General features: G+C 60.6%; 16 protein-coding genes. 12 read left to right on the top strand and 4 right to left on the bottom strand.

The window, feature by feature from the left end; genetic code table 11:
- Positions 1-105: 105 nt before the first annotated feature.
- The 3 genes from J0F90_RS19610 (at position 106) to lplT (ending at position 6,045) form a co-directional block, all read left to right on the top strand.
- Positions 106-2,364 (top strand): molybdopterin guanine dinucleotide-containing S/N-oxide reductase, encoded by a 2,259-nt coding sequence (locus J0F90_RS19610; protein ID WP_033639501.1) that lies wholly within the window; start codon positions 106-108, stop codon positions 2,362-2,364.
- 343 nt (positions 2,365-2,707) lie between these two features.
- A complete protein-coding gene (gene aas, locus J0F90_RS19605; RefSeq protein ID WP_016929926.1) occupies positions 2,708-4,861 on the top strand; it encodes a bifunctional acyl-ACP--phospholipid O-acyltransferase/long-chain-fatty-acid--ACP ligase in 2,154 nt (717 codons plus the stop codon).
- Entirely contained in the window at positions 4,861-6,045 is a 1,185-nt protein-coding gene (gene lplT / locus J0F90_RS19600) for a lysophospholipid transporter LplT (protein ID WP_033639502.1), read from the top strand. The genes aas and lplT overlap by 1 nt, the downstream gene beginning before the upstream one ends.
- Before the next feature lie 34 nt (positions 6,046-6,079).
- Here lplT and J0F90_RS19595 read toward each other — a convergent pair whose 3' ends face one another.
- The 4 genes from J0F90_RS19595 to mutH form a co-directional block, all read right to left on the bottom strand.
- On the bottom strand, positions 6,080-7,120 hold the full coding sequence (locus tag J0F90_RS19595; protein ID WP_016929924.1) for an NADP(H)-dependent aldo-keto reductase: 1,041 nt from the start codon (positions 7,118-7,120) through the stop codon (positions 6,080-6,082).
- Positions 7,121-7,325: 205 nt separating this feature from the next.
- On the bottom strand, positions 7,326-7,544 hold the full coding sequence (locus J0F90_RS19590) for a YgdI/YgdR family lipoprotein (protein ID WP_016929923.1): 219 nt from the start codon (positions 7,542-7,544) through the stop codon (positions 7,326-7,328).
- Between the two features lie 155 nt (positions 7,545-7,699).
- Positions 7,700-8,416 (bottom strand): TerC family protein, encoded by a 717-nt coding sequence (locus J0F90_RS19585; protein ID WP_016929922.1) that lies wholly within the window; start codon positions 8,414-8,416, stop codon positions 7,700-7,702.
- A gap of 93 nt (positions 8,417-8,509) precedes the next feature.
- Positions 8,510-9,196 carry a DNA mismatch repair endonuclease MutH gene (gene mutH / locus J0F90_RS19580; protein ID WP_033632226.1) on the bottom strand — a complete coding sequence of 229 codons (687 nt, stop codon included), beginning with the start codon at positions 9,194-9,196 and terminating at the stop codon, positions 8,510-8,512.
- 696 nt (positions 9,197-9,892) lie between these two features.
- Between mutH and rppH the strand changes: the two genes are divergently transcribed.
- From rppH to recC, 9 genes are all read left to right on the top strand, one after another.
- The gene (gene rppH, locus J0F90_RS19575) at positions 9,893-10,420 is read left to right on the top strand and encodes an RNA pyrophosphohydrolase (protein WP_004931849.1); all 528 of its coding nucleotides are present in this window, start codon (positions 9,893-9,895) and stop codon (positions 10,418-10,420) included.
- A gap of 12 nt (positions 10,421-10,432) precedes the next feature.
- Positions 10,433-12,679 carry a phosphoenolpyruvate--protein phosphotransferase gene (gene ptsP, locus J0F90_RS19570; protein WP_016929920.1) on the top strand — a complete coding sequence of 749 codons (2,247 nt, stop codon included), beginning with the start codon at positions 10,433-10,435 and terminating at the stop codon, positions 12,677-12,679.
- A 222-nt stretch (positions 12,680-12,901) separates the two neighbouring features.
- The gene (lgt, locus tag J0F90_RS19565; RefSeq protein WP_016929919.1) at positions 12,902-13,774 is read left to right on the top strand and encodes a prolipoprotein diacylglyceryl transferase; all 873 of its coding nucleotides are present in this window, start codon (positions 12,902-12,904) and stop codon (positions 13,772-13,774) included.
- 7 nt (positions 13,775-13,781) lie between these two features.
- Positions 13,782-14,576, top strand: coding sequence for a thymidylate synthase (gene thyA / locus J0F90_RS19560; RefSeq protein ID WP_016929918.1), 795 nt, complete (start codon positions 13,782-13,784; stop codon positions 14,574-14,576).
- Between the two features lie 174 nt (positions 14,577-14,750).
- The gene (locus tag J0F90_RS19555) at positions 14,751-15,254 is read left to right on the top strand and encodes a prepilin peptidase-dependent protein (protein WP_033639503.1); all 504 of its coding nucleotides are present in this window, start codon (positions 14,751-14,753) and stop codon (positions 15,252-15,254) included.
- Complete coding sequence (locus tag J0F90_RS19550; RefSeq protein ID WP_033639505.1) at positions 15,248-15,826, top strand: prepilin peptidase-dependent protein; 579 nt, start codon at positions 15,248-15,250, stop codon at positions 15,824-15,826. The genes J0F90_RS19555 and J0F90_RS19550 overlap by 7 nt, the downstream gene beginning before the upstream one ends.
- Positions 15,823-16,269, top strand: coding sequence for a YgdB family protein (locus J0F90_RS19545; protein ID WP_033639506.1), 447 nt, complete (start codon positions 15,823-15,825; stop codon positions 16,267-16,269). Before J0F90_RS19550 ends, J0F90_RS19545 begins: the two co-directional genes overlap by 4 nt.
- Entirely contained in the window at positions 16,259-16,615 is a 357-nt protein-coding gene (locus J0F90_RS19540; RefSeq protein ID WP_033639507.1) for a prepilin-type N-terminal cleavage/methylation domain-containing protein, read from the top strand. Before J0F90_RS19545 ends, J0F90_RS19540 begins: the two co-directional genes overlap by 11 nt.
- A 31-nt stretch (positions 16,616-16,646) precedes the next feature.
- Complete coding sequence (gene recC, locus J0F90_RS19535) at positions 16,647-20,018, top strand: exodeoxyribonuclease V subunit gamma (RefSeq protein ID WP_033639508.1); 3,372 nt, start codon at positions 16,647-16,649, stop codon at positions 20,016-20,018.
- Positions 20,019-20,022 lie beyond the last annotated feature (4 nt).

The raw sequence follows: 20,022 nt of genomic DNA, 5'->3' as shown, positions 1-20,022 counted from the left end.
CTGTACGCATAACCATCGACGACCGAACGATAGCGCAATTTGTACGTTGGCACTGGCGGCGGGCTGAGGTAACGTCTGTGCATTCCGATTTGCGCCGAGAACGCCATGTCCATTAAACGCTATCCGCAGCTCGCCCATTGGGGCGCTTATACCGCCGTGGTTGAAGACGGCCGGCTTATCCGTTGTGAACCCTTCGTCGACGATCCCGATCCTTCGCCGCTGCTCGATTCCATCGTCCCGATGGTCTACTCCGACAAACGCATCCGCAAGCCGGCGGTGCGCCGCTCGTGGCTGCAAAAGCGCGAGGGCAGCGACCGTACGCTGCGCGGCAGGGAAGATTTCGTCGAGGTGGATTGGGAGTTCGCGCTCGATTTGGTGGCGCAGGAGAATCGCCGGGTGCGCGATCGCTACGGTGCCTCCGGGCTGTTTACCGGCTCTTATGGCTGGTCGTCGGCCGGGCGGCTGCACCATGCCCGCTCGCTGGTGCGGCGGTTCTACTTCAGCGGCGGCGGCGGCGTCGATCAGCAGGGCAACTACAGCTGGGGCGCGGCGCAGTTTTTCCTGCCGTATGTGATCGGCACTTTCTCGCCGTTGACCGGGCGCGTCACCAGTTGGCCAAGCGTGGTGGAGCACTGCGAACTGTTTGTGGCGTTTGGCGGGTTGGCGCTGAAAAACGCCCAAGTGTCTTCCGGCGGCGCGGCGGAGCATGCGCTCAAGCCCTGGCTGCAAAAGCTGGCGCGCAAGGGCACGCCGGTGATCAACATCAGCCCGATGCGCGACGACTGCCCCGAGTTCGTCAATGCGGAATGGATCCCGATCCGGCCGAATACCGACGTGGCGCTGATGTTGGCGCTGGCTTACGAAATCCAGCGGCTGGGCGCGCAGGATGAAGCCTTCCTGCACAGCCACTGCGTGGGTTATCAACAGTTGGCGGATTACCTGAACGGCGTGAGCGACGGCGTGGCGAAAACGCCGGCCTGGGCCAGCGACATTACCGGCATTCCGACGGCGCGCATCGCGCTGCTGGCGCGGCAGCTGATCGGCGTGCGCAGTTTTATCACCTGTTCCTACTCCGTGCAGCGCGCGCATCGTGGCGAGCAACCGTACTGGATGATGATCGCGCTGTCGGCGATGCTGGGCCAGGTGGGGCTGCCGGGCGGCGGGTTCTCGTTCGGCCACGGCTCAATGAACGGCGTCGGCAACCCGCGCGTGGATACCCCCGCGCCGACCATGCCGGTAGGCGATAACCCGGCCGGGCTGGCGATCCCGGTGGCGCGCATCTGCGACATGCTGCTGCACCCTGGCGAAGCCTATCAATTTTGCGGCGAGACGCGGCATTATCCGGATATCCATTTGGTGCACTGGGCCGGCGGCAACCCGTTCCATCACCATCAGCAGTTGAACCGACTGGTGGAAGGCTGGCAGAAGCCGGATACGGTGATCGTCCAAGATATCTGGTGGACGGCGGCAGCCAAAATGGCGGATATCGTGTTGCCGGTCACCAGTTCGCTGGAGCGCAACGACATCGGCGGCTCGTCGCGCGATCGTTACGTGCTGGCGATGCATCAGGCGATTGCGCCGCAGCATCAGGCGCGCAACGATTTCGATATCTTCGCCGATCTGGCGGAGCGCCTGGGCTATCGCGAGCGCTTTACCGAAAACCGCGACGAGCGGGCCTGGATCGAAGCTATCTACCGGCAATGCGGCGCTGCGCAGCGCCGCGCCGGCGTCGCCTGGCCCGAGTTTGAGGCGTTCTGGCAACGGGGCTATGTCGAGCTGCCCGCGCCGGCCAAAGAGTTTGTATTTTTTGACGCGTTCCGCGCCGATCCCCAGGTTAACCCGCTGCAAACGCCCAGCGGCAAGATCGAGTTGTTCAGCGAGCGGATCGCCGGCTATCGCTACGAAGATTTCGCTCCGCATCCGCAGTGGCGGCCGCCGGTGGAGTGGCTGGGCGCGCCGCAGGCCAAGAATTGGCCGCTGCACCTGATCTCCATTCAACCGAGCGATCGCCTGCATAGCCAGATGGATCCGGCGCCGCTGGCGCAGGGCAACAAGACCGCCGGGCGCGAAACCCTGTATATGCATCCGGACGATGCGGCGCCGCGCGGGGTGGCGGACGGCGCCGAAGTGCTGGTCAGCAATGCGCGCGGCAGCTGTCTGGCGGGGGTATCGCTCACCGATGGCGTGACGCGCGGCGTGGTGTTGATGGCGACCGGCGCCTGGTTCGAGCCGGGTTTCGACGCGCAGCGCCGGCCGCTCGAGCAGGCGGGCAACCCGAATGTGCTGACGCTGGATATTGGCACCTCGCCGCTGACGCAGGGGCCGAACGCCATGAGCTGCCTGGTCGAGGTCAGCGCGCGATGAGTGAAGATTTCACGTCTGGGTCACTGGCTCGTCGTTGTTATATTTATTTTCGTCGCTGCGGGAAGGTTTAAGTTTCATTGAGTTATTACAGCAGATCGCGGGAAATTTACAGCTGGTTGCATTTGGAGCAGAACTCTTGCGATTCGGCGGTAGTTTCCTGCACGCCATCTCTCTAGAGTAGGTGATCCCAGAGGTATTGATTGGTGAGAAATCAGCATACTCTGTATGTTGAAGCCATTTTCAATTGCACCAACCTACGCGGATGCGTAGGTTTTTTTTTGCCTGCCATATAGTATTCTTTTCCCTACAACGATTTACGCCTCCATGGCCAAGGGAGAAGGGCATGATCTTTTCACTGCTGCGCGCGCTGTTTCGCCTGTTGTTTCGGGTTCGGGTCGAAGGGGGCGTCCAGCACTTCGAACGGCAAAAACTGCTGATTACGCCGAACCACGTCTCTTTCCTCGACGGCGTGCTGTTGGCGCTGTTCCTGCCGATAAAACCGGTGTTTGCGGTTTACGCCAGCATCGGCGAGAGCTGGTTCATGCGCTGGCTTCGGCCCTACATCGATTTCGTCTCGCTCGATCCCACCAAGCCGATGGCCATCAAGCAGCTGGTGCGCATGGTCGAACAGGGGCGGCCGATCGTCGTGTTCCCTGAAGGGCGCATCACCGTGACCGGCGCGCTGATGAAAATCTACGACGGCGCGGCGTTTATCGCCGCCAAATCGGGCGCCACCGTGGTGCCGGTGCGGATCGACGGCCCCGAATTCAGTCCGTTCGGCCGCATGGCCGGGGTGTTCAAGATCCGCTGGTTTCCGCAAATCAGCATCCGCATCTTGCCGCCGACCACGCTGCCGATGCCGGAGGCGCCGCGTGCGCGCGAGCGTCGGGCGCTGGCGGGCGATCGGCTGATGCAGATCATGATGCGGGCGCGCATGGAGACGCGCGAACCGCAGACGCTGTTCCATGCCTTGCTGGCGGCGCAGCGCCGCTATGGGCGTCGCAAGCCGTGTATCGAAGACATCGCTTTCAAAGAGGACAGCTACCAAACGCTGATCAAGAAATCGCTGGGCGTCAGCCGCATTCTGCAGCGCTTTACCGCCGAAGGGGAACACGTCGGGCTGCTGTTGCCGAACGCCACCATCACCGCGGCGGCGATCTTCGGCGCTTCGCTGCGCAACCGCATTCCGGCGATGCTCAACTACACCGCCGGCGCCAACGGCCTGAACAGCGCGATGACCGCCGCCGGCATCAAGACCATCGTCACCTCGCGCCAGTTCCTGGAGAAGGGCAAACTGACCCACCTGCCGGAGCAGGTGACGCAGGCCAACTGGGTGTATCTGGAGGATCTGAAAGACACCGTTACGCTGGCGGACAAGCTGTGGATCCTGCGGCACTTGCTGCAACCGCAGCGCGCGGCGTTGCCGCAACGCCCGGAGGACGCGGCGCTGATCTTGTTCACTTCCGGCTCCGAAGGCCACCCCAAGGGCGTGGTGCATTCGCATGCCAGCCTGCTGGCCAACGTAGAACAAATTCGCACCATCGCCGATTTCACGCCGCGCGACCGTTTCATGTCATCGCTGCCATTGTTTCACTCGTTCGGCCTGACGGTGGGGCTGCTTACGCCGCTGATCACCGGTAGCCGCATTTTTCTCTACCCCAGCCCGCTGCACTATCGCGTGGTGCCGGAGTTGGTGTATGACCGTAACTGCACGGTGCTGTTCGGCACGGCGACCTTCCTCAACAACTATGCGCGCTTCGCGCATCCGTATGATTTCGCCCGCCTGCGCTATGTGGTGGCCGGCGCGGAGAAACTGGCGGACAGCACCAAGCAGATCTATCAGGATAAATACGGCATCCGCATTCTGGAAGGCTATGGCGTGACCGAGTGCGCGCCGGTAGTGTCGATCAACGTGCCGCTGGCGACCAAGGTGGGCACCGTCGGCCGCATCATGCCGCAGATGGAGGCGCGCTTGATCGCGGTGCCGGGCATCGATAACGGCGGCCGTCTGCAGCTGAAGGGGCCGAATATCATGAAAGGCTATCTGCGGGTTGAACGTCCCGGCGAGCTGGAACCGCCGGCGGCGGAAGATGCGAACGGCGTGCTGCAGCCGGGTTGGTATGATACCGGCGATATCGTCAGCCTGGATGAGCAGGGTTACTGCACCATTCGCGGGCGCGTGAAGCGCTTCGCCAAGCTGGCGGGCGAGATGGTGTCGCTGGAGAGCGTCGAATTGCTGGCGCAACGGCTGTCGCCGGAAAAGCTGCATGCCGCCACGGTCAAAAGCGACAGCAGCAAAGGCGAGGCGCTGGTGCTGTTCACCACCGATCCCGCCATTACCCGCGAGGCATTGCTGCGGGTGGCGCGCGAGCTGGGCAGCCCGGAGCTGGCGGTGCCGCGCGATATTCGCCTGTTGAAAACGCTGCCGGTGCTCGGCAGCGGCAAACCTGATTTCGTCACCCTGCGTCATATGGCCGAACAGCCGGAGAGTGCCTGATGAATCCTTCGACCGAATCCCCTTTGTTGTCACGCGGCATGATCGCCGTGATCAGCGCGCAGTTCCTCTCGGCGTTCGGCGACAATGCGTTGCTGTTCGCCACGCTGGCGCTGATCAAGCAGCAGCTGTATCCGGACTGGAGCCAGCCGATCCTGCAGATGGCCTTTGTCGCCACCTACATCATCCTGGCGCCGTTTGTCGGCCAGGTGGCCGACAGCTTCGCCAAAGGGCGGGTGATGATGTTCGCCAACGCCCTGAAGCTGGCGGGGGCGTTGGTGATCTGTTTTGGGGGGAACCCGTTTTGGGGTTACAGCCTGGTCGGCGTGGGTGCCGCCGCGTATTCTCCAGCCAAATACGGCATTCTGGGCGAGATCACCAGCGGCGAGAAGCTGGTCAAGGCTAACGGCCTGATGGAGGCCTCGACCATCGCCGCCATTCTCACCGGTTCGGTGGCCGGCGGTATTCTGGCGGACTGGCACGTGGTAGCGGCGCTGGCGGCCTGCGCGTTGGTTTACGCAGGGGCGGTGGTCGCCAACCTGTATATTCCACGTCTGGCGGCGGCGCGCCCAGGGGCTTCATGGCGGCCGCGGGCCATGACGAACAGCTTCCTTACCGCCTGCGTCACATTATGGCGCGATGGGCAGACGCGTTTCTCTTTGATCGGCACCAGCCTGTTTTGGGGGGCCGGCGTGACGCTGCGTTTTCTGTTGGTGCTGTGGGTGCCGGTGGCGCTTGGCATCGCCGATAACGCCACGCCGACGCTGCTGAACGCCATGGTGGCCGTCGGCATCGTGGTCGGCGCCGGCGCCGCCGCGCGCTTCGTCACGCTGAAGACGGTGAAGCGCTGCATGCCGGCCGGGATCCTGATCGGCGTCGCGGTCGCGGTGTTTGCGTTGCAAACGACCATGCTCAATGCCTACGTCTTGCTGGCGATCATCGGCATGCTGGGGGGCTTCTTCGTGGTGCCGCTCAATGCGTTGCTGCAGGAGCGGGGCAAGCATTCGGTCGGCGCCGGCAATGCGATCGCGGTGCAAAACCTGGGTGAAAACGCCGCCATGTTGCTGATGCTGGGCCTGTATTCTTTAGTCGTGAAGCTGGGCGTGCCGGTGGTGGGCGTCGGCGTAGGGTTTGGCGTGGTGTTTGCGCTGGCGATTAGCGCATTGTGGTGGTCTCAGCGGCGGTGAAACGGGGCGCAGCCTGGCTGCGCCCTCAGAGGAATTAAGGCGCCGGAATGGTAAACCGGGTGTGGATTTCTTCGAGCGCCTGCAGCACGTCCTCATCCAGAATGACGTCAAGGCTGTCGAGGTTGATTTTCAACTGATCCACCGAGGTGGCGCCCAACAGGGTGCTGGCGACGAACGGCTGCTGACGCACGAAGGCCAAGGCCATCTGCGAAGGATCCAGTCCGTGTTTTTTGGCCAGCGCCACGTATTCGGCGATCGCCAACTGGGTTTGCTGCCCTGAATAACGGTTGAAGCGGGTGAACAGCGTATTGCGCGCGCCGGCCGGTTTTGCGCCGTTGAGGTATTTACCGCTCAGGGTGCCGAACGCCAGGCTGGAATAGGCCAGCAGTTCCACCCCTTCGTGCTGGCTGATCTCGGCCAGGCCAATCTCAAAGCTGCGGTTCAGCAGGCTGTACGGGTTTTGAATCGACACGATGCGCGGCAGCTCATGTTTCTCCGCCAGCTGCAGGTAGCGCATCACGCCCCAGGGCGTTTCATTGGAAACCCCGATATAGCGGATCTTGCCGGCGCGCACCTGCTCGGTCAGCGCCTCCAGCGTTTCCAACAGCGTGACCGTGGCTTTGTCGTCGGTGTATTGATAGTTGAGTTTGCCAAAGCAGTTGGTGGCGCGCTGCGGCCAGTGCAATTGATAAAGATCGAGATAATCGGTGTTCAGCCGTTTGAGGCTGGCGTCCAGCGCGGCGCGGATGTTCTTGCGATCGAGCGCCTGCTGCGGGCGGATGCTGCTGTCGGTGCCGCGCACCGGCCCCGAAACTTTGCTGGCCAGGACGATTTTTTCGCGATTGCCGCGCGCCTTGATCCAACTGCCGATATAGCTCTCGGTCAGGCCCTGGGTTTCCGGGCGGGGCGGCACCGGGTACAGTTCGGCGGTGTCTATCAGGTTCACGCCTGCGGCCAATGCATAGTCCAGTTGCGCATGGGCGTCGGCTTCGCTGTTCTGTTCGCCAAAGGTCATGGTGCCCAGTCCCAGCACGCTCACTTCTAAAGAACTGTGGGGAATACGGTGGTATTGCATTAACGGCCTTCCTTTCTTGTTAGCGCTGACGGGCCGCGCGGCCCGGTGAAACAGGAGCCCAATTCAGAAGACGGCGCAAAGTCCGTCGGGCGGCGATGTCGCCTTTCCTGACTATAACCAAGCGGTGAAGATGGGGGAAGCGGATTCAGTGCGCAGGCGAATGAGGGCTACCGCGCTTGAACGGGCGATAGCCAGCGAGCGGTGATTAGCGTTCGATAACCTGGGAAACCTGATCGCCGTTGATCTGGCGGTGGTTGCCTTTCTCGTCTTTATAACTGATGAGTCCGGTGTCTGTGTCGATCTCCGGTTTGCCTTGCGTCAGGATCATGTTGCCGTCTTTAGTCGCCATGACGTAGTCGCTGGAACATCCCGCCAAACCGGCGGCCATAACCAGCGCAGACACTGCCATTACCCACTTTTTCATCCTGCGGATCCTCGATTATGCAGAAAACAATGTTCTTTCAAGATTAGCAAACTCTTGGCCGGGGGCGTCTCAGATAAGTCTTTATCTGATAAGAAAAAGTGAAATGAGGGGGCAATGAAACGGCGGAAGCCGCCGGTGGCGGCTTCCATATCGCGTTATTCCGGCGCGTGATTTTTTTTGCTGCGCATCAGATTGAGCGCTTCTACCGACATGGAGAAGAACATGGCGAAATAGATGTAGCCTTTCGGCACGTGCACTTGGAAGCTTTCCAGCATCAGCGTGAAGCCCACCAGGATCAGGAACGCCAGCGCCAGCATTTTTACCGACGGATGGCGGTTGACGAACTCGCCGATCGGCCGGGCGGCGAACATCATCACGCCGACGGCGATCACCACCGCCGCCATCATGATGAACAGATGGTCGGAAAGGCCCACGGCGGTAATCACCGAATCCAGACTGAAGATGATATCCAACAGCATGATTTGCACTATCGCGCCGAAGAAGCTGTGCACCTTGGTGTGGTGCTCTTCTTCCGAACCTTCGATGGTTTCGTGGATCTCTTTGCTGGCTTTCCAGATCAGGAACAATCCCCCCAGCAGCAGGATTAAATCGCGGGCGGAAATGGCGTGATCCAGCACGGTGAACAGCGGGTGCGTCAAGCGGATCACCCAGGCGATGGAGGCCAGCAGCGCCAGGCGCATCAGCATGGCGGCGGCCAGCCCGAGCCGGCGAGCTTTGTTCTGTTGCGCTTTGGGCAGCTTGGCTACCACCAGCGACAGAAAAATGATGTTATCAATACCCAGTACGATCTCAAGAATGGTTAGCGTACCTAACGCTAACCAGGCATTGGGATCCATAATCCATTCGAACATTGCCCGACACACCTTAATAAATGCAAAGCGTGAATTATACGCGTTTATCGCGGCGCTGACAGGGTTAGCTAAACCAGAGTTAAACGAAATCGCTTAGATTGAGAAATGTCTTGCCAGCAGCGCGCCGGTAAAGCCCTTTTTCAGATAGAAACCGCGCGGCAGCGTCATGATAGGTTGCCCCTGTTCGCCGATGGCTTCGGTGAGCGCCTTGTTGTTGGCCGCTTTGGGGCGCAGTTGCAGCACTTCGCCGTGGCGTGCGGTGATGCGTTCTACGTGACCGAGCACGATCAGATCCATCAGTTCTTCCCAATCGCGGCGCAACCTCTCTTCTTCTGCAAGGCTCGGGCTCCACAGCAGCGGCGAACCGACGCGGCGCTGGGCCAGCGGGATTTGCCGTTCGCCTTCTACCGGTATCCACAACACGCGTGCCAGCTTGTGGCGAACGTGGCTGCTGGCCCAGGTGACGCCGCTGTTGCCGGTGAGCGGGGCGACGCAGACGAAAGTGGTTTCCAGCGGTTTGCCGGCGGCGTCGACAGGAATGGTTTTCAGCTCAATGCCCAACTCGGGAAAATCCTGTTCCGGTTTGCTGCCGGCCATGGCGCCGAGGTACAGCTCCAGCAGCATGCCCACCCAGCCTTTATCGCGTTTCAGATCCTTGGGGATCGGCAATTGCGCACGGGCGGCCAGTTCGCCAAAGCTGAAGCCGGCCAGCGCCTGAGCGCGCTCGAACAGCTGCCGTTCATTTTCCGGCGGGGGCGGCAAAGGGGATAAAAATGCCATAAATCAAGCCTGTCGAATTTGGTTGAAAAACGTACTGCAATTATACACGGCGAGCGATAACCGCTATCGCCTGGGGAAAAGAATAATAGTAGCATGATTTTACATGACTTTTTTTCTTTCTTTACGCGGGCGACAATGCACTCGCGGGGCTTGTTCACCTGAAGCCACCGACAATAAACAGGATCTTACACCTATTTATCCACAGATTTATGGGATAACCCAAATTTTTACCGATCACTGGTTCAATTTACAGCCTTGACTCAGGCGGGTTTTTACGAACTTGTCCGTTTTGTGCGTAACTTGCCCGGATAATCTGTGGATAAAAACGGCGTTGGTGGATCTTTCGCCAGGGTAAGATCCTTACCGTGCATAGATCACATTTTTGTCCTGTGTATCACTGCGAGATATTACTTAACTATATGTTTTTAGTCTTAATATTTGTTTTTAGGTATGAGGGCGGATTTTAGGGGACGAGAGTTTTACCGGCTTATCCCTCGAGTTCTGCACACACCTATCCACAGAAAAAGTGAATAAAACCGGTCTGAAAGGCTGGGGTATGTTTATAACTTTGCCAATATCTGTGAGTTATCCCAATGTTATCCGGCCCGCAGCGCCGTAAAGCAGTGGTTTACCGCCTGTAGCTTGTGTGAAACAATCAGGACATCTATGCGAATTTAAGCTTATCGAGGTAGTCCGGTGATCGATGATGATGGCTACCGCCCGAATGTTGGTATCGTAATCTGTAATCGTCAGGGGCAGGTCTTATGGGCCCGCCGTTACGGTCAGCACTCCTGGCAGTTTCCCCAAGGTGGGATTAACCCTGGCGAAACTGCGGAGCAGGCGATGTACCGTGAGCTGTTCGAAGAAGTGGGGCTGAGTAAAAAGGATGTGCGCATCCTGGCTTCGACCCGCAACTGGTTGCGCTATAAATTGCCGAAACGTTTGGTGCGTTGGGACACAAAGCCGGTTTGTATCGGCCAAAAGCAAAAATGGTTTTTGTTGCAGCTACTGTGCAATGACGCTGATATCAATATGCAGCGCAGCAGCACGCCGGAGTTCGACGGTTGGCGCTGGGTGAGCTTCTGGTATCCGGTGCGCCAGGTGGTGTCGTTCAAACGCGACGTCTACCGCCGGGTGATGAAAGAATTCGCCGTGACCGTGATGCCGATGCAAGAGCAGGCGGCGCCGCGGCAGGCTCCCGCTTATCGCCGAAAGAGAGGTTAAGTTAAGCCGACTATGCTCACGCGCTTGCGAGAAATTGTAGAGAAGGTGGCCGCGGCGGCCAGTCTGACGGATGCGCTGGATCTGCTGGTCAATGAAACCTGTCTGGCGATGGACACCGAAGTGTGTTCCATCTACCTGGCGGACAACGATCGCCGCTGCTACTACCTGATGGCCACGCGCGGGCTGAAAAAGCCGCGTGGGCGCACTATCGCATTGGCGTTTGACGAGGGCGTCGTCGGGTTGGTCGGCCGCCGAGCCGAGCCTATCAACCTGGCCGATGCCCAAAGCCACCCCAGTTTCAAATACGTTCCGCAGGTGAAAGAGGATCGTTTCCGATCCTTCCTCGGGGTGCCGATCATTCATCGGCGCCAACTGCTGGGGGTGCTGGTGGTGCAGCAGCGCGAGCTGCGCCAGTTCGATGAAAGCGAAGAGTCTTTCATGGTCACCCTGGCCACGCAGATGGCCGGGATCTTGTCACAGTCGCAGCTCAACGCCATTTTCGGCCAGTATCGCCAAACGCGCGTGCGCGCGCTGGCGGCCTCGCCCGGCGTGGCGGTGGCTGAAGGGTGGCAGGACAGTAGCCAGCCTTCGCTCGATCAGGTTTACCGCGCGTCGACGCTGGACACCGCCAGCGAGCGCGAGCGCCTGACGCTGGCGCTGGAAGAGGCCGGCGCGGAGTTTCGCCGCTTCAGCAAGCGTTTTGCCGCCAGCTCGCAAAAAGAGAGCGCGGCGATCTTCGATCTTTATTCTCACCTGTTAAACGACGCCCGCCTCAAGCGCGAACTGTTCGCCGAAATCGACAACGGCTCGGTGGCGGAGTGGGCGGTGAAACAGGTGATAGAAGCCTTTGCCGAACAGTTCGCCAAACTGCAGGACACCTACATGCGCGAGCGCGGCAGCGATCTGCGCGCGCTGGGCCAGCGCCTGCTGTTCCACCTCGATGACACCACCCAGGGCGCCACCCAGTGGCCGGCGCGTTTTGTGCTGGTGGCGGATGAGCTGACCGCGACATTGCTGGCCGAAGTGCCGCAGGATCGCCTGGTCGGCGTGGTGGTGCGCGACGGCGCCGCCAACTCGCATGCGGCGATTTTGGTGCGGGCGATGGGGGTGCCGACGGTGATGGGCGCCGACATCCAGCCTTCTCTGCTCAGCCAGCGGTTGCTGATCGTTGATGGGTATCGCGGTGAACTGTTGGTCGATCCTGAACCGGTGCTGGTGCAGGAATATCAACGGCTGATCAGCGAAGAGCTGGAGTTGAGCAAGCTGGCGGAAGACGACGTCGAGCAACCGGCGCAGCTGAAAAGCGGCGAGCGTATCCAGGTGATGCTGAACGCCGGCCTCAGCCCGGAACATGAACAACTGTTGGGCGGCCGAGTGGATGGCGTGGGGTTGTACCGCACCGAAATCCCGTTCATGTTGCAAAGCGGTTTCCCCTCCGAAGAAGAACAGGTCGCGCAGTATCAAGGCATGCTGCAGCTTTATCCGAGCAAGCCGGTTACGCTGCGCACCCTGGATATCGGCGCCGACAAGCAACTGCCCTATATGCCGATCAGCGAAGAGAACCCTTGCCTGGGGTGGCGCGGCATCCGCATCACTCTAGATCAGCCGGAGATCTTTTTGATTCAGGTACGCGCCATGCTGCGCGCCAATGCCGGCACCGGCAACCTGGGTATTTTGCTGCCGATGATCACCAGCCTTGAAGAGGTCGACGAAGCTAAACGCCTGATTGACCGAGCCGGGCGCGAGGTGGAAGAGGTGCTCGGCTACGCGATCCCGAAACCGAAAATCGGCGTGATGCTGGAAGTGCCATCGATGATTTTCCTGATCCCGCATTTGGCCGGGCGCGTTGATTTCATTTCGGTCGGCACCAACGACTTGACCCAGTACCTGCTGGCGGTGGATCGCAATAACACGCGGGTCGCCGCGCTGTATGACAGTTTGCATCCCGCGATGTTGCAGGTGCTGAACTTGATCGCCGAGCAGGGGAAAGCGGCCGGGCTGCAGCTTAGCCTCTGCGGTGAGTTGGCCGGCGATCCCATGGGCGCGCTGTTGCTGGTGGGCATGGGCTATCGCAATCTGAGCATGAATGGCCGCAGCGTGGCGCGCATCAAATACCTGCTGCGACATATCGACCTGGCCGACGCCGAAATGCTGGCTCACCGGGTGTTGAACACCCAGATGACCACCGAAGTGCGCCATCTGGTGGCGGCGTTTATGGAGCGGCGCGGCATGGGCGGGCTGATCCGCGGGGGCCGATAACCGCCGCGCGGTGTGATTTTTTTACAGAACTTTTCCCGCCCTGCCGGACCGGACTGCGCTAAGCCTATGTTATGATGCGCAACCTCAGCGCGGCGCATGCTCGTCGCCTTGCAGACCGCAGCGGCCAATGCCGCCGTTTGCAAGGCGCGGGATAATCTCCGTCGCCGCTTGGCACCTGCCGCCCCCGCATGGGGAAAAATAACAGACATGTTGTGGTGATAGATGAGCAATAGCTATCTGGCGTTTCCTAAATTTGATCCGGTCATTTTCTCCATTGGCCCGGTTTCTCTGCATTGGTACGGCCTGATGTACCTGGTCGGCTTCGTTTTTGCCATGTGGCTGGCGGTGCGTCGCGCCAACAAGCCGGGCAGCGGCTGGACCAAAGACGAAGTGGAAAACCTGCTCTACGCCGGCTTCCTGGGCGTATTCGTCGGCGGCCGCGTCGGCTATGTGCTGTTCTACAACCTGCCGCTGTTCCTGGATAACCCGCTCTATCTGTTCAAGGTCTGGGATGGCGGCATGTCGTTCCACGGCGGCTTGATGGGGGTGATTCTGGTGATGTTCTGGTTCGCTCGCCGCACCAAACGCACCTTCTTCCAGGTTTCCGATTTTATCGCGCCATTGATCCCATTCGGCCTGGGCGCCGGCCGCCTCGGCAACTTTATCAACGGCGAACTGTGGGGCCGCGTGACCACCGATACCCCTTGGGCGATGTTGTTCCCAAGTTCGCGCAGCGAAGACGTGGCCCTCGCCGCCGCCGATCCCTCTTTGTTGCCGTTGCTGAATCAGTACGGCGTACTGCCGCGCCACCCGTCGCAGCTGTATGAACTGCTGCTGGAAGGCGTGGTGCTGTTTATCATTCTGAACCTGTTTATTCGCAAGCCGCGGCCGATGGGCGCCGTATCAGGCCTGTTCCTGATTGGGTATGGCGCATTCCGCATCATCGTTGAAGCGTTCCGCCAGCCGGATGCCCAGCTCGGCCTGTTCGACGGCGTGATCAGCATGGGGCAGATCCTGTCCATCCCGATGGTGGTGGCCGGTATTATTATGATGATTTGGGCGTACCGTCGTCGCCCACAGCAACAACTGTCGTGAGGAACAAATGAAACAGTATCTGGATTTGATGAATAAGGTGCTCGCCGAGGGCACCCCTAAAGCCGACCGTACCGGCACTGGCACATTGTCGATTTTCGGCCACCAGATGCGTTTCAACTTGCAGGAAGGTTTCCCGTTGGTGACCACCAAGAAATGTCATCTGCGTTCGATCATTCATGAGCTGTTATGGTTCCTGAACGGCGATACCAACATCGCCTACCTGCGTGACAACAAGGTCACCATTTGGGACGAGTGGGCCGATGAAAACGGCGATCTCGGCCCGGTGTACGGCAAACAGTGGCGCGCCTGGGGCGCAGCGGACGGCCGTCAGATCGATCAGCTGAGCAACGTGCTCCAACAGCTGAAGCAAGATCCGGATTCGCGTCGCATCATTGTTTCCGCCTGGAACGTCGGCGAGCTGGATCAGATGGCGTTGGCGCCGTGCCACGCGTTCTTCCAGTTCTACGTGGCGGACGGCAAGCTCTCTTGCCAGCTGTACCAGCGTTCCTGCGACGTTTTCCTCGGCCTGCCGTTCAACATCGCCAGCTACGCGCTGTTGGTGCACATGATGGCGCAGCAGTGCGATCTGGAAGTGGGCGACTTCGTCTGGACCGGCGGCGATACCCACCTGTACAGCAACCACATGGAACAGACTCAGCTGCAGCTGACGCGTGAACCGCGTCCGTTGCCGAAACTGGTGATCAAACGCAAACCGGCTTCACTGTTCGATTACCGTTTCGAAGACTTCGAGATCGAAGGTTACGATCCGCACCCGGCCATCAAGGCGCCGGTCGCGATCTGACCTTAACCGCATCACACCAGGGGCGCAGCGATTGCGCCCCTTTTTTTATCCGCATTGCGTACCGCGCCGCATTTTTTTGTCGCCGTCCGCCATCGTAGAGAAAACATTGCGCAGCTTGCCGCAGCGCTTGCGCATGCGGCTTTACCGCGTTGTTACGGCCCTTACACTGGCGGCATGAACGACAATACTCTCTCGAACATCGATGATCGCCAACGGGGCATGACGCTGATTGAGCTAATGGCGGCGATCCTGATCGCCGCCATGCTCACCGGCTGGGGCGTCGGGCAATGGCGCTATCATCAGCAAGCGCTGCGGCTGGAACACACGGCCCAACAACTGCTGGCGTTTTTGCTGCGATTACAGGCGGACGCCAACTGGCGTAACCGCACGGCGCTGCTGTGGTTCAAGAATGGCACGCCCTGGTGCCTGGGCGGCGGTGTGCCACCGACGGATTGCGTTTCCGCCGAAGGCTCCGTTTTCTTGCCGCCTTATCGCGACGTTGTGCTGAGCGGCTACTCCGGCAAAGAGATTGGGTTTTATGGTTTGCGCAATACTGCGCAGGCGGGGCACATCCTTCTCAGCAACGACGCAGGCAGCCTGCGGCTGGTGCTGTCCGCCCGTGGGCGGCTGCGTTTGTGCAGCGAAGGGCTCCGGATAAGGGGGATCGCGCCATGCTGACTGTCGAACGCGGTTTTACCTTGCCGGAGGTGATGTTGGCGCTGGTGTTCGGCAGCATGATCGCGCTCGGCGCGGCGAAAACTTACCCGCTGTTACGCCAGCAGAACGTTGCCGTCGGTCAGCACTTTCGGCTGGAGTCAACGCTGCGACAGTTGGCGTTCGGCATTGAGAAAGATCTGCGCCGCGCCGGGTTTTGCGCCGGGCAGTGCGCTGGCCGGCCGCTGCTGATAGGCCAGGCATCGGGAGAAACGGCTGGCAGCTGCGTTATCGTTGCCTACGACATTGCTCGCAGCGGGCAATGGCTCACTTCGGGTGAGGATGCAGGCTATTTCGGTTATCGGCTACGTAATGGCGGCTTGGAAGGGCAGCGCGGCGTGAGCCAATGCGAGGGCGGTGGCTGGGAGCGGCTACTCGATCATGACGAAGTGCGCATTGAGCGGTTTCATGTGGCGATAGAGCGGGGCGATCACGGCGCGGCATTGGCTCGCCTGACGCTGACGGGGCGCTCCGCCAGCGATACGCGTATCAGGCGCAGTCTGAGCGGGAGCGTCGAAATGGCGGCGCTGCCATGAAGCGGTACTCCCAACGAGGCGGCAGCACCCTGGCGGCGGTGATGTTGCTGCTGGCGCTGGGGCTGATGTTGCTCAATGCGCAACAGCGGCAATTGGATAACGCGCTGTTACTGGCCGCCGATCAGCAGCGTTACCTTCAGGCTTACAATCAGGCCGCTTCGGCGCTGAGTTGGGGCATGAGCCAGCGTTGGCCGCGCGCCGAACTGAGTGCAGCGGCCTGGCTATGCAGGCAGCGCGTGGAACTGACGGCTTGCGCTCGGCTGTCAGCCAGAGCGGGGGTGGTGACGGTACGCGGCCTTGGTGAGATGAGCGGCGGTGAACCGGTATGGCTGTATCAATGGGGCACCTTTAACGGCGCTGAGGCTGCTGGCAAGTTGCAAGCACAGCCGGGCGGTCGGCTGGATTTTTGTCCCGAGAAAAGGTTGGCCGACTGTGACGGCTAACGCTCGGGCAGCGTGGATATCCCGCAACGGCTTCAGTCTGCCGGAAGTGTTGGTGGCGGCCTTGCTGTTCTCGGTGTCGCTGCTTGGCTTGTTACAGTATCATCAGGTGCTGTTGCAGTCGTTCCAGCGCCAGTGGCACTACCGGCAAGCCTGGGGGCTGGCGCACCAGCAGTTGGAGGCGTTCGCCGTCATCGGCCGGCTCGAGGCTGAACCGCTGCCGGAAGGGTGGCGGCGCGAGACGGCACTTGACGATGCGGGGAGCGATTGTCGCCGATTGACGGTCAGGATCCAAACGCCGCAGCGGCAGTGGGCAACGCTGAGCCGCTGGTATTGCGCCCGTTTTTGAGCCGTATGTCTTTTGTTTTAAAGGAGTCTTCATGTTCACTGTTTATCATTCCAATCAGCTGGATTTGTTGAAAACGCTGACCAGCGCGCTGATAGCCAGAGATCCGTTGACCGATCCTTTTCAACAGGAGGTGGTGCTGGTGCAAAGCCCCGGCATGGCGCAATGGCTGCAGATGCAGCTGGCGGAACAGTTTGGTATCGCAGCCAATGTCGCGTTTCCGCTGCCGGCGACCTTCATTTGGGACATGTTCACCCGGGTGTTGCCGGATATTCCGAAAGAGAGCGCCTTCAGCAAGGATGCCATGACATGGAAGCTGATGTGGTTGTTGCCGGAGATGCTGACTCAGCCTGCGTTTGCGCCACTGCAGCACTATCTCACCGATGACGGCGACAAGCGCAAAATCCACCAATTGGCCGGCCGGGTTGCCGACCTGTTCGACCAGTATTTGGTTTATCGCCCGCAGTGGCTGGAGAGCTGGCAGCGCGGCGAGCGCATCGACGGTCTGCCCGAAGCTCAGCAGTGGCAGGCGCCGCTCTGGGCGCGGCTGGTGGAGTACACGCGCGAATTGGGGCAGCCGGAATGGCACCGCGCCAATCTGTACAGCCGCTTTATCCACGCGCTCGAGCAGGCAACAACGTGCCCGCCCGGTTTGCCGCCGCGGGTGTTTATCTGCGGCATCTCGGCGTTGCCGCCGGTCTATCTGGAAGCGTTGCAGGCGCTGGGGCGGCATATCGACATCCACCTGATGTTCACCAACCCCTGTCGCTACTATTGGGGCGACATTCAGGATTACGCTTTCCTGGCCCGCTTGCAGAGCCGCAAGCGTCGTCATTACCACCAGGCTCGCGAGCAAGGGCTGTTTCGCGAGCCGGCCGACGCGGCGCGCCTGTTTGACGCCGAAGGGCAGCAGCAACTCAGCAACCCGCTGCTGGCCTCTTGGGGCAAGCTGGGGCGCGATCACCTCTATTTGCTGTCGCAGATGGAAGGGGCGCAAGAGGTCGACGCCTTTGTCGATATCCCGGCGGATACCATGCTGCACGCCGTTCAGCGCGACATGCTGGAGTTGGAGGATCATGCGGTGATCGGTATTACCGCGGAAACGCTGGAAAGCAGCTTCAGCAAACGCCCGCTTGATGAGAACGACCGCTCCCTCAGCCTGCACGCCTGCCACAGCCCGCAGCGGGAAGTGGAGGTGCTGCACGATCAACTGCTGACCATGCTGGCGCAGGATCCCGCGTTGACGCCGCGCGATATCATCGTAATGGTGGCGGATATCGACAGCTACACGCCTTATATTCAGGCGGTGTTCGGCAATGCCCCCGCCGAGCGCTACCTGCCGTTCGCCATTTCTGACCGCAAAGCGCGGCAGGCGCATCCGGCGCTGCAGGCGTTCATTTCACTGCTCGATCTGCCGCAAAGCCGCTTTACCTCGGAACAGGTGCTGGCGCTGCTGGAGGTGCCGGCCCTGGCCGCCCGTTTCGCCATTGGCGAAGAGGGGCTGCGTCTGTTGCGCCACTGGGTCGGTGAATCCGGCGTGCGCTGGGGCCTGGACGACGATAACGTGCGCGAACTGGATCTGCCCGCCACCGGTCAGCATACCTGGCGCTTCGGTATTACGCGCATGCTGCTCGGCTACGCGATGGACAGCAATGCCGGCGATTGGCAGGGCATTTTACCTTACGACGAATCGAGCGGGTTGGTCGCCGAACTGGCGGGGCAGTTGGCAGACCTGCTGGCGCAGCTCAGCCACTGGCGGCAAATTTTGAGCGAAGCGCGCCCGCTCGAGGCGTGGCTACCGCTGTGCCGGCAACTGCTGGATGCCTTCTTCGAAGCGGAGAGCGACACCGAAGTGGTGCTGGCATTGATCGAGCAGCAGTGGCAGCAGGCCATCAATTTTGGCCTGGCGGCGCGCTATCCCGATGAGGTGCCGTTGACCATTCTGCGCGACGATCTGGCGGCGCGCCTCGATCAGGAGCGCATCAGCCAGCGCTTCCTTGCCGGGCAAATCAACTTCTGCACGCTGATGCCGATGCGCTCCATTCCGTTCAAGGTGGTGTGCCTGCTGGGCATGAACGACGGCGTGTATCCGCGCACGCTGCCGCCGCTGGGTTTCGATCTGATGGCGCAGCAGGTCAAACGCGGCGACCGCAGCCGGCGCGATGACGACCGCTATCTGTTCCTGGAAGCGATTTTGTCCGCGCAACAGCGGTTGTATATCAGTTTCATCGGCCGTTCCATTCAGGACAACAGCCCGCGCTACCCTTCGGTGCTGGTCACCGAGCTGTTGGAGTACCTGGAACAAAGCTATTGCCTGCCGGGAGATGAAGAACTCAGCGCAGACGACAGTGCTCGGCGGGTTGGTGAGCATTTGCTTAAGTGGCACGCGCGCATGCCGTTCGCCGCCGAGAATTTCTTGCCGGGCTCGGAGGAGCAAAGTTATGCCGCCGAGTGGCTGCCCGCCGCCGATGGTCGCGGTGCGGCGCACCCGGCCTTCAACCAACCGCTGCCCGCCGAAGCGCTGCAGCAAATATCGTTGGATGAGCTGCTGCGGTTTTACCGCCATCCTATCCGCGCCTTCTTCCAGCTGCGGCTGGGCGTCAGTTTTATCCTGGAAGAGACTGAGTTGCCGGACGAAGAGCCCTTCACGCTGGATAACCTCAGCCGCTACCAGTTCAACAGCCAACTGCTGAATACCCTGATCGACGGCGACGATCCCGAACGGTTGTTCCAACGGGTGCGTGCCGCCGGCGGCTTGCCCTATGGCGCCTTCGGCGAGATCTATTGGCAAAAGCAGCAGGAAGAGATGAGCGAACTGGCCGAGCAGGTGCGTGCGGAACGCGCAGAGAGCCATAGCCTGGAGCTGGATATCGATATCGCCGGCGTACGTCTCAGCGGCTGGCTGCATCAGGTGCAGGATGACGGCCTGTTGCGCTGGCGGCCCGCCACGTTGTCGGCGGTGGACGGCATATTGCTGTGGCTGGAGCACCTAGTGTACTGCTGCGCCGGCGGCACCGGCGAGAGCCGCATCTACGGTCGCAAGAACTCCGCCTGGCGCTTTGCCGCGCTGGCGCCTGAAGAGGCGCAGGCGCAGCTGGCGGAACTGCTGGCGGGCTATCAGCGCGGTTTGTGTCAGCCGCTGCTGTTGCTGAACAAGAGCGGCTGGGCGTGGCTGAGTCAGTGCTATCAGCCGGAAACGCAGCAAATAGACTGGGAGGAAGAAGCGCAAATTAAGGCACGCGCCAAATTGCTGCAGGCTTGGCAGGGCGATCAGCGCATTCCCGGAGAAGGGGAAGATCCCTACGTGCAGCGCGTGTTCCGCCAATTGGATAATGAATACTTAGCGCAAATACTGGCCGAAACAGAGCGTTATCTGCTGCCGGTGGCGCGGCATAACCTGGGGTAACAAT

The organism is Serratia marcescens subsp. marcescens ATCC 13880, assembly GCF_017299535.1.
Classification (GTDB): Bacteria; Pseudomonadota; Gammaproteobacteria; order Enterobacterales; family Enterobacteriaceae; genus Serratia; species Serratia marcescens.
This window is presented reverse-complemented; position numbering and strand designations above follow the sequence as displayed.

Bases quoted from the DNA above. Each gene is read 5' to 3' on its own strand.
- J0F90_RS19610 (WP_033639501.1), top strand. From the start codon at position 106: ATGTCCATTAAACGCTATCCGCAGCTCGCCCATTGGGGCGCTTATACC.
- aas (WP_016929926.1), top strand. From the start codon at position 2,708: ATGATCTTTTCACTGCTGCGCGCGCTGTTTCGCCTGTTGTTTCGGGTT.
- lplT (WP_033639502.1), top strand. From the start codon at position 4,861: ATGAATCCTTCGACCGAATCCCCTTTGTTGTCACGCGGCATGATCGCC.
- J0F90_RS19595 (WP_016929924.1), bottom strand. From the start codon at position 7,120: ATGCAATACCACCGTATTCCCCACAGTTCTTTAGAAGTGAGCGTGCTG.
- J0F90_RS19590 (WP_016929923.1), bottom strand. From the start codon at position 7,544: ATGAAAAAGTGGGTAATGGCAGTGTCTGCGCTGGTTATGGCCGCCGGT.
- J0F90_RS19585 (WP_016929922.1), bottom strand. From the start codon at position 8,416: ATGTTCGAATGGATTATGGATCCCAATGCCTGGTTAGCGTTAGGTACG.
- mutH (WP_033632226.1), bottom strand. From the start codon at position 9,196: ATGGCATTTTTATCCCCTTTGCCGCCCCCGCCGGAAAATGAACGGCAG.
- ptsP (WP_016929920.1), top strand. From the start codon at position 10,433: ATGCTCACGCGCTTGCGAGAAATTGTAGAGAAGGTGGCCGCGGCGGCC.
- lgt (WP_016929919.1), top strand. From the start codon at position 12,902: ATGAGCAATAGCTATCTGGCGTTTCCTAAATTTGATCCGGTCATTTTC.
- thyA (WP_016929918.1), top strand. From the start codon at position 13,782: ATGAAACAGTATCTGGATTTGATGAATAAGGTGCTCGCCGAGGGCACC.
- J0F90_RS19555 (WP_033639503.1), top strand. From the start codon at position 14,751: ATGAACGACAATACTCTCTCGAACATCGATGATCGCCAACGGGGCATG.
- J0F90_RS19550 (WP_033639505.1), top strand. From the start codon at position 15,248: ATGCTGACTGTCGAACGCGGTTTTACCTTGCCGGAGGTGATGTTGGCG.
- J0F90_RS19545 (WP_033639506.1), top strand. From the start codon at position 15,823: ATGAAGCGGTACTCCCAACGAGGCGGCAGCACCCTGGCGGCGGTGATG.
- recC (WP_033639508.1), top strand. From the start codon at position 16,647: ATGTTCACTGTTTATCATTCCAATCAGCTGGATTTGTTGAAAACGCTG.